The following is a 13524-nucleotide window of genomic DNA, read 5'->3' on the forward strand; positions in this document are numbered from 1 at the left end:
CCGTATGGACGGTGTCCTTCGTCACTGCGTGGCACTGAGTGCCGTGACCCCTCCCCAACGGTGGCACTCGGGGATATCGTTTCCGTGCCGTTGCGGTTGGGTGACCGCCAGCCGTTCGGGGCATCACAGGGGGAGACCGGCCAGGACCGCGAGTCGCGTGGGCGACCGTGGATCCACTGGGCGGCCGCCCGCTTCGCCAGCTGACTGACACATGGTTCGTTCCACCCCACATCACACCATCTGTCACATACATCACGAGGAGCCGCCTGATGTCCGACTTCGTACCCGGGCTCGAGGGAGTCGTCGCGTTCGAGACGGAGATCGCCGAACCGGATAAGGAGGGCGGCGCACTCCGGTACCGGGGCGTCGACATCGAGGACCTCGTCGGCCATGTCTCGTTCGGCAACGTCTGGGGCCTGCTCGTCGACGGCGCCTTCAATCCCGGTCTGCCGCCCGCCGAGCCGTTCCCCATCCCCGTGCACTCCGGCGACATCCGCGTCGACGTCCAGTCCGCCCTGGCCATGCTGGCGCCCGTCTGGGGCCTCAAGCCCCTCCTCGACATCGACGCCGAAGAGGCCCGCGAGGACCTGGCCCGAGCGGCCGTCATGGCGCTCTCGTACGTCGCCCAGTCGGCCCGCGGCCAAGGCCTGCCGATGGTTCCGCAGCGGGAGATCGACAAGGCCCAGTCCGTCGTCGAGCGCTTCATGATCCGCTGGCGGGGCGAGCCGGACCCCAAGCACGTGGCGGCGGTGGACGCGTACTGGACGAGCGCCGCCGAGCACGGCATGAACGCGTCCACGTTCACGGCCAGGGTCATCGCCTCGACCGGCGCGGACGTGGCGGCGGCGCTCTCCGGCGCGGTGGGCGCGATGTCCGGCCCGCTCCACGGCGGCGCCCCCTCCCGCGTGCTGCACATGATCGAGGAGATCGAGCGGACGGGCGACGCCGAGGCCTACGTCAAGCAGACCCTGGACAAGGGTGAGCGCCTCATGGGCTTCGGCCACCGCGTCTACCGCGCCGAGGACCCGAGGGCGAGGGTCCTGCGCCGCACGGCCCGCGAGCTGGGAGCGCCCCGCTTCGAGGTCGCCGAGGCCCTGGAGAAGGCCGCCCTCGCGGAGCTCCACGCCCGCCGCCCCGACCGCGTCCTCGCCACGAACGTCGAGTTCTGGGCGGCGATCGTCCTGGACTTCGCCGAGGTCCCGGCCCACATGTTCACGTCCATGTTCACCTGCGCGCGCACGGCCGGCTGGTCCGCCCACATCCTGGAGCAGAAGCGCACCGGCCGCCTGGTCCGCCCCTCGGCCCGCTACACCGGCCCGGGCACCCGCAACCCCCGCGAGATCGAGGGCTACGAGGACATCGCCCACTGATCCGCCCCGCTCACGGCCTCACCCACCTCCGGGTGAGGCCGTCCGTGTGTCTCACCCCGCGAGGCGATCCAGCTCCGCGCCGATGGCCTCCCGCAGCGGGTCGTGCGCCGGACCGAGCGCGTACCGCTCCTCGCTCCACATCTCCCGCGGGTAGAGCCACACGGGCAGCCGAACGAGCTCCGCGGGCTCCCAGTCGTACCGCGGCCACACATGCGCGTGCAGGAACCCGTCCGCGTTCCCGAGAATCTCCAGATTGACCCGCCGGAACCCCGGCCCCGCCCGACGGCAGGCCCGCTCGACGGCTTCCCCCAGCCGGTCCATGTCGGCCAGGAACGCGAGCCGCCCGCTCCGCGGCAGTTCGGACAACCGCTGCACCGCCGGATCGTCGGTCAGCAACACCGAGTAGCCGGGCAGGAACTGCACATCCCCGATCGCCGCGAACCCGGAGTCCAGCCTCCGCATCACGGCCGGGTTCTCACCCCGCAGGGCGCTGCCGATCCGATCGTCGCGCCACGTATCCACCGTCGTCGCCCCCGAGAAGCGCAGTAAACGCAGGCGACCCGCGAGTCTGGTTCCTCCTGAGGAGGAGCCGGCCGGACGTACCGGCGACTCGCGGGTCGGGTGACTGCTTGAGATTGGGCCGGCTGCACGTGCGCTCACGCGCTGGCTCGGCACCGCACTGAATGTGGTGTCGGGCCGTCAGCCCGCAGCCACCTCTTCCGTCCGGTATCCATACATCTGCCGAACCACCTCCCTTCTGAAGTGCTTGCCACCCTAGGCAGCCCCCCGCGGGCGGCTCAACTGTTTTTCCGAGATGTTGACGCGGGACCTGGGGACGGCCCCTCAGGCCGGCCCGACGGCGATCGTCTCCAGCAGATTCGCCACCAGCGGCCTCTGGTCCACTCTGCGCCGGCCGACCGACACGCGGGTCCTCGCGTCGCCCGGGGTCAGGGGGCGGAACGCCACCCCTCCGAGGCGGATGCGGCGGATCGCCGCCGGTGCCAACGAGACGCCGAGGCCCGTTTCGACCAGGGCGCAGACCGTCTGCCATTCGACGGCCTGCTGGGTGACCCGGGGGGTGAAGCCGGCGGTGGCGCAGAGGGCGGTGATGCGGTCGTGGAGGCCCGGGCCCGCTTCGCGGGGCAGGAGGACGAAGGGGGAGTCCGCCAGGTCGGCCAGGGCGACTGTGCGGTGGGCCGCGAGGGGGTGGGAGGTGGGGAGCACGGCGACGAACGGTTCGGTCAGGAGCGTGCGGAAGGCCAGCTCGGGGTCGCCCTCCGGAGGCTCCCGCAGCAGGCCGACGTCGATCGTGCCGTCGCGCAGCGCGACGAGTTGCGGGGCCGTGGTCATCTCGCGGATGTCGAGGTCGACGCCCGGATAGCGCTCGCGGTGGGTGCGGAGCAGGCCGGGCAGAACGGTGAGGGCGAGGGACGCGGCGAAGCCGATGCGCAGGCGGCCGGTGCGGCCGCTGCCGACGGCACGGGCGGCGGCCAGACCGTCCGCGAGGCCGGTGAGGGCGTGGCGGGCGGCGGGCAGCAGTTCCCGTCCGGCGGGGGTGAGGGCGACGCGCCCCGGGGGCCGGGTGAACAGGGCGTGCCCGACCTTGTCCTCGAGGCGGCGGATCTGCTGGCTCAGCGGGGGCTGGGCGATGCCGAGCCGGTCGGCCGCGTGGCCGAAGTGCAGTTCCTCGGCGAGGACGACGAAGGCGTGCAGTTGCGGGAGGGGGAGCAGTTCCGGGCGCCGTTCCATAACGTCAGGGATATCAGGACGTCCCTCGTCTCGTATTAGACGTATGAGCGATCTCCTGCCTAGCGTGCGGTGCATGACGGAGCGGCGGCAGGCGATTCTCAGTGGTTCGGTGTTCGAGGAGCGGATCGGCTACGCCCGGGCCGTCGTGGACGGGGACCGGGTGCACGTGTCGGGGACGACCGGGTTCGACTACGTGGACATGACGATCTCCGAGGACGTGGTGGAGCAGGCCGAGCAGTGTCTGCGGAACATCGGGGCCGCGCTGGCGGAGGCCGGGTCCTCGTTCGCGGACGTCGTGCGGGTGCGGTACCTGCTGCCGGAGCGGGAGGACTTCGAGCCGTGCTGGCCGGTGCTCCGCGCGTGCTTCGGTGAGGTGCGGCCCGCCGCCACGATGGTGGTGTGCGGGCTGGCGGACCCCCGTATGAAGATCGAGATCGAGGTGTACGCGCGGCGGGGGAGCGGCGCCGCGGCCGTGCCGTTGATCGACTGACGGCGTCGATCGGCTGTCGACGTGGGCGGCCGGGCGGCCTCCGTGGCGTTGACGTGGGGATTGCCGCCGTACAACGATTCCTTCAATGTTGTGGGAACTCGGTGTGCGCTGGGTCACGTTCCAGTTGAATGATTGCAAGGAGCGAACCGACGTGCCGTACGTGCGGACGCAGCCTGCAGGGGGTCCAGGTGAGTGCTTCCCGGCGTAGTGGGACCACCGACGAGCTGGGGCCGGACGAGCCCGAGCGCGAGAACTCGGATGGTTCGGATCTGCTTGCCGCTTTGCTGGACGGGATGGACGCGGCGCTGTGCGCGTTCGACGCCGACGGCGTCGTGACGCACTGGAACCGCGAAGCCGAGCGGATCCTGGGGTGGAGCGCGGACGAGGCCGTCGGGCGGCGTGGACTGGCCGGGTGGGCCGTGCGCACCGCGGACGCCGAGGAGGTCGAGGGGCGGCTGCTGTCGGTCATGCACGCGCCCGGGCGGCAGGTGCACGAGTTCGCCCTGCTGACGAAGGACGGCGGGCGGGTGCTCGTCCGGACGCAGTCGGCCGCGGTGCGCGGGCCCGACGGAAAGCCGGCGGGTGTGTACTGCGCGTTCAGCGAGGTGCACGCACAGATCGATCTGGAGCGGTCGATCGCGCTGAGCGAGGCGCTGTTCGAGGACGCCAGCTGGGGTGTCGTCCTGGTGGACGTGGACCTGCGGCCGGCCGTGGTGAACGCGCACGCGGCCCGGGCGCTGGGCACGGGGCGCACGTCGGTGCTGGGACGGCCGCTCGGGGAGCTGCTGTCGCAGGGCGTGGAGGAGCTGGAGAGCGCGCTGCAGCATGTGCTGGCGGAGGGCGCCCCGCCCGCGCCCGCCGAGGTGTGGGTGAGTGTGCGCGCCTCGGAGGGCGAGAAGCGCCGGTGCTGGCGCAGCGGCTTCCTGCGGCTGGCCTCACCGCTCGCGGAGGAGCCGGTTCCGCTGGGTGTGGGCTGGCTGTTCCAGGACGTGACGGAAGCCAAGCAGGCCGAGCAGGAGGCATCCCTGCTGCGGTTCCGTGCGCAGCAGCTGCACCGGGCGTCGCGGGCCGCGGCCGAGTGCGAGGACCCGGCGGAGGCGGCGACGATCCATCTGGACTTCGCCCTGGCCGGGTTCGCCGACCACGCGCTGATCGACCGGGTCGCCGGCGGAGCGCTCACCGACGTGGAGGCCGAGGGGCCCGTCCGGCTGGTCCGGGTCGCCGCCACACCCTCCGGAGCGCCGGGCCCGAGCAAGCTGGCCGGCCGTGCGGGCCTGCCCGTCCGCTACGCCGAGGGGCACCCGGCCCTGCAATCCGTGGAGCGCGCGGGAGCCCTGCGCGCGAGCGCGGGCGCCGCCCCGCCCGAGGCGGCCCGTGAGTGGGCCCTGGCCCGCCAGTGGCCCCCGGACGCGGTCCACGCCCTGTGCGCGGTGCTGCGCAGCCGGGGCCGGACCTTGGGCGTCCTGACGTTCCTGCGGGGCGCGGGCCGCAGCGCCTTCGAGCGCTCCGACGCGATGTACGCGGAGGACGTGGCGCTGCGGATCGCGGCGGCGCTGGATCTGGCGGGGTTGCCGGACGGGGAGTGAGACGCGTCGGCCGCGGTCTGCCGGGCTGGGCTGTCGGACCAGCGGTGAAGGTGGCCGGTCGTGGCCCCTTTGTGCCGGGCGGGGGTGGTCGGCCCGGAGCCGGGGGCGCGGGCCGTGGTCCGCTTGCCGGGCTGGGACGGGCCCTGCCGGCGGCCGAGCGGCGACGGTGGCGGCTGCGGCCCCGGTACCGGACGGGGTGGGCGGGCCCGGAGTGAGAGGCGTCCGCCCAGCCCCCTCAGTACCGGTAGAAGATCCGGTCGCGGTACTGCTCCATCACCCGGGCGTTCCAGTCGTGGCCGCCGTCGACGTTGCCGGAGCGCAGCAGGGGCGGTTCGATGCCGCGGTCGGCGAGGGCGGTGGCCGTCGTCGCCATGACGGCCTGGAGGAGGGCCGAGGTGACCACCGTCGAGGCGGGGGCGAAGGGGGCCGGGATGTCGTCGTGGGTGAGTTCCGCGTCGCCGACCGCGATCTTCGAGTCGAGCACGAGGTCGCAGTGGTCCTTCAGATACGTCCCGGAGGCGTGCCGGGACTTCGTCTCCGCGGCGTAGGCCACCGACGTCACGCCGATGACCTTGACGCCCAGGGCGCGCGCGCTCATGGCCATCTCCACAGGCAGGGCGTTGCGCCCCGACAGCGAGATGATCAGCAGGGCGTCGCCCTCGCGGAGCGGGGAGCTGTCGAGGACGGCGCTCGCGAGGCCGTCGACGCGTTCCAGGGCGGAGCCGAGCGGCGCGGGCATGACGTCGACGCCGACGACACCCGGCACGGCGAGCAGGTTCATCAGCGCCAGACCGCCGGCGCGGTAGACGAGGTCCTGCGCGGCGAGGGAGGAGTGTCCGGCGCCGAAGGCGAAGAGCCGGCCGCCGCCCGCGACGGTGTCGGCGAGCAGCGTCCCGGCCGCCGTGATGCTGTCGGTCTCCTCGTCGCGGAGCTGCCGCAACAGGCCGATCGCGGCGTCGAGGAACTGGCCGGCCGGCGCGCGGTCGCTCATACGGGGTCCCTTCGGGCTGGCCTCGGCGGCTTGTGTCGCGCATCACGGTGCGGTCTGGACCAGTGCGGTGTCAATACGGCCATGAGTGCCCGCGCGCCGGGCGCCGGGAAGTCCCAGAGCGAAAGTCCGTACCCTTGCGCCCGGCCCGTTAATCCCCGGCTTTCCCTCCCACGGCACGGTTGTCGGTGGTATCCGGCAGAATTGGGTGCAGGGCCAGCGCACACGCCGGTGAGCCGTCCAGCCTCCGGCAGATCTCATTCGAGGGGCACGTATGTCCGGACTGATCGACACCACGGAGATGTATCTCCGCACCATCCTCGAGCTGGAGGAAGAGGGTGTGGTCCCCATGCGCGCCCGTATCGCCGAGCGATTGGACCAGAGCGGGCCCACCGTCAGCCAGACCGTGGCGCGGATGGAGCGCGACGGCCTGGTGTCCGTCGCCAGCGACCGGCATCTGGAGCTGACCGACGAGGGCCGCCGGCTGGCCACGCGCGTGATGCGCAAGCACCGCCTCGCCGAGTGTCTGCTCGTCGACGTGATCGGTCTGGAGTGGGAGCAGGTCCACGCCGAGGCGTGCCGCTGGGAGCACGTGATGAGCGAGGCCGTGGAGCGCCGCGTCCTGGAGCTGCTGCGGCACCCGACGGAGTCGCCGTACGGCAACCCCATCCCGGGTCTGGAGGAGCTCGGCGAGAAGGACGGCGCCGACCCGTTCCTGGACGAGGGCATGGTGTCGCTGGCCAGTCTCGACCCGGGCGCCGAGGGCAAGACGGTCGTGGTGCGCCGGATCGGCGAGCCGATCCAGACGGACGCGCAGCTGATGTACACGCTGCGGCGGGCGGGCGTGCAGCCCGGCTCGGTGGTGAGTGTGACCGAGTCGGCCGGCGGGGTGCTGGTGGGCAGCGGCGGCGAGGCGGCCGAGCTGGAGTCGGACGTCGCCTCCCACGTGTTCGTCGCCAAGCCCTGATCCGACCGGCCGGCCCGGCGGCGCCGGACAACTCCCGTGGCGCATGAGGTTGTTGTGGCGTTGGCGTGATCCGGACCGAATCCGGGACCCAGTCCGTCGAATGGCAGCGCTCGTACGCTTCCCGTGCGACGCTGTCGCGTGGGGCATATGACCTGAGGGGCTCTGGGCCGCGGTTCGACAGCGATGTCACCCGGCCGGGGAGGGGGCGGGAAGATGTGCCGTGGAGACGGTGAGGGCCCCGGCGCCTTGTGGCGCCGGGGCCTGTCCTCCCCTGTGCTGACCCGGAGCCCCGAGCTCTCAGGGTCATTCCCCTCGGACCGGTTTCCCCGAGCGGTCCGCCTCCCGCTGAAGATCTCCCCTCGGCAGCGGCGATCAATCCCCGGGGGCGGTCACTCGAACGAGGGGTGTTGCCCGCGAGAACCCGATTCTCGAATGCGCATTCGATAGTCTGCGGGCGGCGCACGGCACACTTGCACCGACGGGTACGGCAACCAGTACGGCAGAAGGCACAGCAGGCAGAACACGGTTCACAGGACCGGCCGGCTCGAGGGAGCCGCGGTCCGCGCGAAGCTTGGGGGGTGCCAGGACATGGCGCGACGCATCGACGTGACCGGGACGGGCGGCGTACGCCTGGCGGCCTGGGAGTTCGGCGACCCGCCCAAGACCGATCCGGCGCAGGACGCGCAGGGGGCGCACGACGGGCACACCGCTCCGGAGGGCTCGCCCGGCGTGCTGTTACTGCACGGCCTCATGGGCCGCGCCTCGCACTGGGCGTCCACCGCCCGCTGGCTTTCCGCGCGCTACCGCGCGGTCGCCCTCGACCAGCGCGGCCACGGCCGCAGCGACAAACCCCCGCAGGGCTCCTTCACGCGTGACGCCTATGTCGACGACGTCGAGGCCGCCCTGGAGCAGCTCGGCCTCGCCCCGGTCGTCCTGATCGGCCACGCCATGGGCGCGCTGACCGCCTGGCAGCTCGCCGCCAAGCGTCCCGACCTGGTCCGCGGGCTGATCGTCTGCGACATGCGGGCCTCCGCGCTCGGCGCCGCCTCGCAGCGCGAGTGGGGCCAGTGGTTCAAGTCCTGGCCGCTGCCCTTCGCCACGCTCGCCGACGTCCGCAAGTGGTTCGGCGAGGACGACCCCTGGGTGGAGCGGCCCAATCCGGCCCGTGGCGAGTTCTACGCCGAGGTGATGGCCGAGTCCCCGGACGGCTGGCGCCCGGTCTTCGAACCGGAGCAGATGCTCCGCTCCCGCGAGACGTGGGTGTACGACGCGCACTGGGAGGAGCTGGCCCAGGTCCGCTGCCCCGCCCTGGTCGTGCGGGGTCTGGACGGCGAGCTGGGCCGCGCCGAGGCCCAGGAGATGGTCCGGGTCCTGCCCCGCGGCCAGTACGCGGAGGTCGCCGACGCCGGCCACCTGGTGCACTACGACCAGCCGGATGCCTGGCGCGCCGCCATCGAGCCGTTCCTGGACTCGCTGGGCGACGGCTGACGGCGCTCCCCGTCGCGGCGTGCCGCGTCACTCCTCGCCGACGCTCACCCCTTGCTGACCGCCGTCAGGATCTCCGGCAGCCGCCGGGCCGTCCGCGGAGCGGCCAGTTTCAGCCCCGCCGCCGTGAGCGCCGCCCCGTACACCGTGCTCACCGGCAGCAGCAGCCACGTCCAGTCGTCGCCGTCGGCGCTCACGTTCAGCCAGATCGTGAGCGCGATGACGGGCGCGCACAGCAGGGCGGCCGCCACCATCCCGCCGAAGATGGAGATCCAGGCGAGCCCGGTCTGCCCGGGGGCCACGTTCTTGTAGCCCTCCTGCGGGATGGAGTACGGGAAGCGGGCGGAGGTCCACGCCCCGGTCGCGAGCATCGCGCCGAGCAGCGCGAAGGACAGCCCCAGCGCCTCGGGCAGCCGCCGCCAGTCGCCGAGCATGGCCGTCGTCAGGACCGTCACGAGCGTGGCGTACGGCAGGGTGATCAGCAGCAGGGCGTACGCCCGGGCGCGCAGCTCGACGTAGGCGTCACGCGTCGAGGAGATCGTCATCGCGACCATCCAGAACGCGGAGGTGTCCTGCCCGAACTGGTTGTACATCTGGATGCCGAGCATCCCGGCGGCGAAGCACGCGAAGTACACGGAGCCGGTGCCCTGCCAGGCGTTGAACACCGGCACGATCAGCCCGATGGCCAGCGACGTCACCCAGGCGGCCTTGGTCTTCGGGTCGCGCCACACGTACCGCAGGCTGCGCTCCATGACCGTGCCCGTACGGCCCGCCGGCAGCAGCCGCCCCAGGCCGGTCGACGAGCGCTCCCGGGCGGCCGACTCGGCGCTCGGCAGGGTGGACCCGTCGGGTGAGGTCATCAGCCGGGTCAGATGCCGCGACCAGAGCGCGAGCAGCGCCACCAGCGCACCCGCCGTCAGCGCCAGTTGGGCGACGGCGATGCCGTACGAGCCCTCGCTCACCGCGTGCACGGCCCCGACCGCCGACGCGGGCGGCACCCACTGGAGCACCTCGGCCGCCGGGTCGAGTTCGCCCAGTCCCGACGCCCCGAGCCGCTGCGCGCCGAAGTTGACGATCTGCGCCCCGATCGCGATGACGAGGCCGCTGAGCACCGCGAGGTCCCGCCCCTTGCGACTGGTCAGCAGCCGCACGTTGGCGGCGGCGACGGCCCGCGCGAGGGCCACGCACACCAGCAGCGCCAGGGCGACGGCCACGACCCCCACCGCGAACGCCGCCCCGCCCCGCGCCACCGCGACCACGGACCCGACCAGCAGGCACAGGGTGAACAACGGCCCGATCCCGACCAGCGAGGCCGTGAGCAGCGCCCGCACCAGTGGCCGGGGCCGCAGCGGCAGCATCACCAGCCGGGTCGGGTCGAGGGTCTCGTCGCCGCTGGGGAAGAACAGCGGCATCACGGCCCACCCGAGCCCCAGCACCGCCACCGCCAGCACGACCACCGACTCGGCGTGCGCGTGCCCGCGCAGCGCGATCAGGCCGATCAACTGCAGTGCGGCGAACAGCAGGGCGAAGACGGCCGACGTGATGTAGGCGGCTTTCCGCCCGCCGGACTGCCGCAGTCCGTTGCGCAGCAGCGACAGCTTCAGCCGTACGAAGACGGGGGTGATCGCGGGGGCGCTCACCGCGCCCCGCCGCCCAGCCAGTCGAGGTCGGACCCGGCGTCCCGGCTCTGTGCGCCGACGAGTTCGAGGAACGCCCGCTGCAGCGAGGGCGCGTCGCCGCGCACCTCGGCGAGGGTGCCGGTGGCGCGGATCCGCCCGGCGGCCATGACGGCGACCCAGTCGCACAGCGACTCGACGAGCTCCATGACGTGGGAAGAGAACACGACCGTGGCGCCCGAGGCCGTGTACCGCTCCAGGACGCCCCGGATGGTCTGGGCGGAGACGGGGTCGACCCCCTCGAACGGCTCGTCCAGGAACAGCACTTCGGGATTGTGGAGGAGAGCGGCGGCGAGCCCGATCTTCTTGCGCATGCCGGTCGAGTAGTCGACGACCAGCTTGTGCTGGGCCCCGGCCAGATCGAGGACGTCGAGGAGCTGCGTGGCCCTCTTGTCGACCTCGGCACCGGGAAGTCCGCGCAACCGCCCGGAATACGCCAGCAGTTCCCGCCCCGACAGCCGCTCGAACAGCCGTAGCCCCTCCGGCAGCACCCCGATCCGCGCCTTCACCTCGACGGGGTCCCGCCACACGTCGTGCCCGACCACCTCGACGGTCCCGTGGTCGGGCCGCAGCAGCCCGGTCACCATCGACAAGGTGGTGGTCTTCCCGGCCCCGTTCGGCCCGACGAGCCCGATGAACTTGCCCGCGGGCAACTCGAGATCGATCCCGGCAACAGCGACCTGCTGCCCGAACCGCTTCCAGAGCCCCTGTACACGCACAGCGCTGGATCCCACCGCGCCTCCCTCCGTCACCGAGAACCCTACGGTGGCGCTCTCAAGGGGCGCGGGGAACTGCGCGATCAGCCACCGACAACCCGCAGCCGCCGACGAAGGGGAACCACGCAGATGATCAGGCGCTACCGATCCCGCCCGCACGCGTAGGCCAACGGCGAGATCAACTCCTCCGCATCCGGCAGCCACCGATTCGCGGGCGTAGGCCGGCAGGCCCACTGCACAGCACCCCGAGACCCGAACCGCGTGGGCGGCGCAGCCACATACGCACCCTCGCCCAGCACCGTCAGATCCAGCGACGACACCGACCACCCCAGCTTCCGCACCAGATCAGGCACCTTCACCGCGGCCCCCGGCAGCACGAAGAACTCCATCCGCCGGTCCGGCGTGAGCGTCACCGGCCCGAGCGTCAGCTCCATCCGCTCCATCCGCGCCAGCGCGAGAAACCCCGCGGTCTCCGGCACGGAGATCGCGTCGAAGGTCCGCCCCGTCGGCAGCAGGATCGACGCGGTCGGCTGCTTCTGCCACATCCGTCGCGCGACCGTCGCACTGCCCGTCGCCTGCGTCGCCCAGTCCGGACGCGCCGGGTGCGACCCGGGCGCCGGGCACGCCGCGTCACCGCAGGAGCAGCGCTGGCTCCCGTCGACGGCTTCCAGCCAGGTGCCCGGGAACACGTCCCAGTGGCGCTCCTCGGCGTAGCGAACAGCGGTCTCCAGCAGCGATTCCCCGCGCTGCTTCGGGATCTGAGCGGCTTCGGTGCCGGCGATCGTCTCTTCCACGATGAACACAACTCTGGTCGTCACCAGGGGTTACGCCCGCCCGCGTGCGCGGGGGAGAGCATCGCCCCTGTTCTCGGGGCGCATGGGTGCATGTGCGGGGGCGCGCAGGAGGATCCCTCGACGGAGCTGGGTAGCCACGAGGGGGGCCGGCAACAGCCGTTACCCCGGCATTCCTCACATGCCTCGCATTTTCGCCTGGTCGGCGGGGCATTGATCTTCACGGCCGGATCCATTCGCTGGGACGTGAGGGGTCCGGCCGCGGAAGACACGTCAACTCGGTGCGTGGGCAGGCACCGCAGCCACAGGGGGTACGCCATGGCCGCAAGGCCGCTCGTCGCCAGGCAGCCGAACGAACGGCTCCAGGCGCTCATCCAGGAAGCCGGATGCTCCAACGCCGGCCTGGCCCGCCGGGTCAACATGTGCGGTGCCGAGCACGGCCTCGACCTGCGCTACGACAAGACGTCGGTGGCGCGCTGGCTGCGCGGACAGCAGCCACGGGGCCGGGCCCCGGCGATCATCGCCGAGGCCCTGGGCCGCAAACTCGGCCGTACGGTCACGATCGACGAGATCGGCATGGCCAACGGCAAGAACCTCGCCTCGGGCGTGGGTCTCCAGTTCTCGCCGACGGTACTGGGGGCCATCGAGCAGGTCTGCGAGCTGTGGCGCAGTGACGTGGGGCGGCGGGACTTCCTGTCCGGCTCCTCCGTCGCCGCGTCCGCGCTGGTCGAGCCCAGCCGGGACTGGCTGATCTCCGCACCGGACTCGCAGGTGTCGCGCTCGGCGGGGCCGCGGGTGGGGCAGTCCGACGTGCAGGCGGTCCAGGCCATGACGCAGGCGCTGGTGGATCTCGACCACCAGTACGGCAGCGGGCATGTGCGGCCGGTCGTCGTGCACTACCTCAACAGCGTGGTCTCGGGGCTGCTGGCGGGGTCGTACCGGGAGGCGGTCGGGCGGGACCTGTTCGCCGCGGTGGCCCGGCTGACGGAGCTCGCCGGGTACATGGCCGTCGACACGGGACAACCGGGCCTGGCCCAGCGCTACTACATCCAGGCCCTGCGACTGGCGCAGGCCGCCGGGGACCGCGGCTACGGCGGGTACGTCCTCGCGGCCTCCATGAGCCATCTCGCCGCCCAGCTCGGAAACCCGCGGGAGATCGCGCAGTTGGCGCGGGCGGCGCAGGAAGGGGCGCGGGGGCGCGTCTCGCCGCGGGCGGAGTCGATGTTCCTCGCGGCGGAGGCGCGCGGGCACGCCCTCATGGGCGACGTGCGCGCCGCCCAGTCCGCGGCAGGGCGCGCCGTGAGCGCCCTGGAGGCGGCCGACCCGGCCGCCGGGGACGACCCGGTGTGGATCGCGCACTTCGACGAGGCGTATCTGGCCGACGAGTTGGCCCACTGCCACCGGGACCTCGGGCAGGCCGAGGCGGCGGCCCGGTGCGCGCAGGAGTCGCTGGCCGGGCATCCCGAGACGCGGGCGCGCCGCCGGGCCATCGGCTATGTGCTGTTGGCCACGGCGCAGGTGCAGCAGCGCGAGATCGAAGAGGCGTGCACCACCGGCATGAAGGCCGTGGAACTGCTGGAGGGGCTGCGCTCCAACCGGGGCGCCGAGTACCTGGAGGACTTCCAGCAGCGGCTGGAGCCGTATCGGGACGAGGCGGTGGTCAGGGAGTTCGGGGCGCGGCTCGACCTGCAGGCGGCGGCGTGAAC

12 protein-coding genes are annotated in these 13524 nt (G+C 72.6%); 6 read left to right on the forward strand and 6 right to left on the reverse strand.

Annotated features, from left to right (window positions below; all coding sequences use genetic code 11):
- Window positions 1-269 precede the first annotated feature (269 nt).
- Window positions 270-1370: a citrate synthase 2 gene (locus AB0G20_RS17845; protein WP_361302896.1), complete on the forward strand. Its 1101-nt coding sequence runs from the start codon at window positions 270-272 to the stop codon at window positions 1368-1370.
- Between the two features lie 51 nt (window positions 1371-1421).
- Here the strand turns inward: AB0G20_RS17845 and AB0G20_RS17850 are convergent, their stop codons facing one another.
- On the reverse strand, window positions 1422-1832 hold the full coding sequence (locus AB0G20_RS17850) for a diadenosine tetraphosphate hydrolase (RefSeq protein ID WP_361303834.1): 411 nt from the start codon (window positions 1830-1832) through the stop codon (window positions 1422-1424).
- A 381-nt stretch (window positions 1833-2213) separates the two neighbouring features.
- Complete coding sequence (locus AB0G20_RS17855) at window positions 2214-3119, reverse strand: LysR substrate-binding domain-containing protein (protein WP_361302899.1); 906 nt, start codon at window positions 3117-3119, stop codon at window positions 2214-2216.
- A 73-nt stretch (window positions 3120-3192) separates the two neighbouring features.
- Here AB0G20_RS17855 and AB0G20_RS17860 point away from each other — a divergent pair, with 73 nt between their 5' ends.
- Window positions 3193-3609 (forward strand): RidA family protein, encoded by a 417-nt coding sequence (locus AB0G20_RS17860; protein WP_361302902.1) that lies wholly within the window; start codon window positions 3193-3195, stop codon window positions 3607-3609.
- 128 nt (window positions 3610-3737) lie between these two features.
- A complete protein-coding gene (locus AB0G20_RS17865) occupies window positions 3738-5195 on the forward strand; it encodes a PAS domain-containing protein (RefSeq protein ID WP_361302905.1) in 1458 nt (485 codons plus the stop codon).
- Window positions 5196-5430: 235 nt separating this feature from the next.
- Here the strand turns inward: AB0G20_RS17865 and AB0G20_RS17870 are convergent, their stop codons facing one another.
- Entirely contained in the window at window positions 5431-6186 is a 756-nt protein-coding gene (locus AB0G20_RS17870; RefSeq protein WP_361302908.1) for an SIS domain-containing protein, read from the reverse strand.
- 271 nt (window positions 6187-6457) lie between these two features.
- Here AB0G20_RS17870 and AB0G20_RS17875 point away from each other — a divergent pair, with 271 nt between their 5' ends.
- Window positions 6458-7150, forward strand: a complete 693-nt coding sequence (locus AB0G20_RS17875; protein WP_010035781.1) for a metal-dependent transcriptional regulator — start codon at window positions 6458-6460, stop codon at window positions 7148-7150.
- A gap of 588 nt (window positions 7151-7738) precedes the next feature.
- Entirely contained in the window at window positions 7739-8638 is a 900-nt protein-coding gene (locus tag AB0G20_RS17880; RefSeq protein ID WP_361302911.1) for an alpha/beta hydrolase, read from the forward strand.
- Between the two features lie 44 nt (window positions 8639-8682).
- On the opposite strand, the gene AB0G20_RS17885 is transcribed toward AB0G20_RS17880, so the two are convergent.
- The 3 genes from AB0G20_RS17885 to AB0G20_RS17895 form a co-directional block, all read right to left on the reverse strand.
- Window positions 8683-10275, reverse strand: coding sequence for a transporter (locus AB0G20_RS17885; protein ID WP_361302914.1), 1593 nt, complete (start codon window positions 10273-10275; stop codon window positions 8683-8685).
- Window positions 10272-11063 carry an ABC transporter ATP-binding protein gene (locus tag AB0G20_RS17890; protein ID WP_361302917.1) on the reverse strand — a complete coding sequence of 264 codons (792 nt, stop codon included), beginning with the start codon at window positions 11061-11063 and terminating at the stop codon, window positions 10272-10274. Before AB0G20_RS17890 ends, AB0G20_RS17885 begins: the two co-directional genes overlap by 4 nt.
- Window positions 11064-11167: 104 nt before the next feature.
- Window positions 11168-11830 (reverse strand): bifunctional DNA primase/polymerase, encoded by a 663-nt coding sequence (locus tag AB0G20_RS17895; protein ID WP_311681827.1) that lies wholly within the window; start codon window positions 11828-11830, stop codon window positions 11168-11170.
- A gap of 306 nt (window positions 11831-12136) precedes the next feature.
- Here AB0G20_RS17895 and AB0G20_RS17900 point away from each other — a divergent pair, with 306 nt between their 5' ends.
- Window positions 12137-13522, forward strand: a complete 1386-nt coding sequence (locus AB0G20_RS17900) for a transcriptional regulator (protein WP_361302920.1) — start codon at window positions 12137-12139, stop codon at window positions 13520-13522.
- Window positions 13523-13524: the final 2 nt, after the last annotated feature.

The sequence above is a fragment of the Streptomyces sp. NPDC024017 genome (assembly GCF_040638895.1).
In the GTDB taxonomy this organism is placed as follows: Bacteria; Actinomycetota; Actinomycetes; order Streptomycetales; family Streptomycetaceae; genus Streptomyces.

What these genes read in the sequence shown, in the direction of transcription:
- AB0G20_RS17875 (WP_010035781.1), top strand. Translation starts at nt 6,458, where the DNA reads ATGTCCGGACTGATCGACACCACGGAGATGTATCTCCGCACCATCCTC.
- AB0G20_RS17855 (WP_361302899.1), bottom strand. Translation starts at nt 3,119, where the DNA reads ATGGAACGGCGCCCGGAACTGCTCCCCCTCCCGCAACTGCACGCCTTC.
- AB0G20_RS17865 (WP_361302905.1), top strand. Translation starts at nt 3,738, where the DNA reads ATGATTGCAAGGAGCGAACCGACGTGCCGTACGTGCGGACGCAGCCTG.
- AB0G20_RS17850 (WP_361303834.1), bottom strand. Translation starts at nt 1,832, where the DNA reads ATGCGGAGGCTGGACTCCGGGTTCGCGGCGATCGGGGATGTGCAGTTC.
- AB0G20_RS17870 (WP_361302908.1), bottom strand. Translation starts at nt 6,186, where the DNA reads ATGAGCGACCGCGCGCCGGCCGGCCAGTTCCTCGACGCCGCGATCGGC.
- AB0G20_RS17860 (WP_361302902.1), top strand. Translation starts at nt 3,193, where the DNA reads ATGACGGAGCGGCGGCAGGCGATTCTCAGTGGTTCGGTGTTCGAGGAG.
- AB0G20_RS17900 (WP_361302920.1), top strand. Translation starts at nt 12,137, where the DNA reads ATGGCCGCAAGGCCGCTCGTCGCCAGGCAGCCGAACGAACGGCTCCAG.
- AB0G20_RS17845 (WP_361302896.1), top strand. Translation starts at nt 270, where the DNA reads ATGTCCGACTTCGTACCCGGGCTCGAGGGAGTCGTCGCGTTCGAGACG.
- AB0G20_RS17880 (WP_361302911.1), top strand. Translation starts at nt 7,739, where the DNA reads ATGGCGCGACGCATCGACGTGACCGGGACGGGCGGCGTACGCCTGGCG.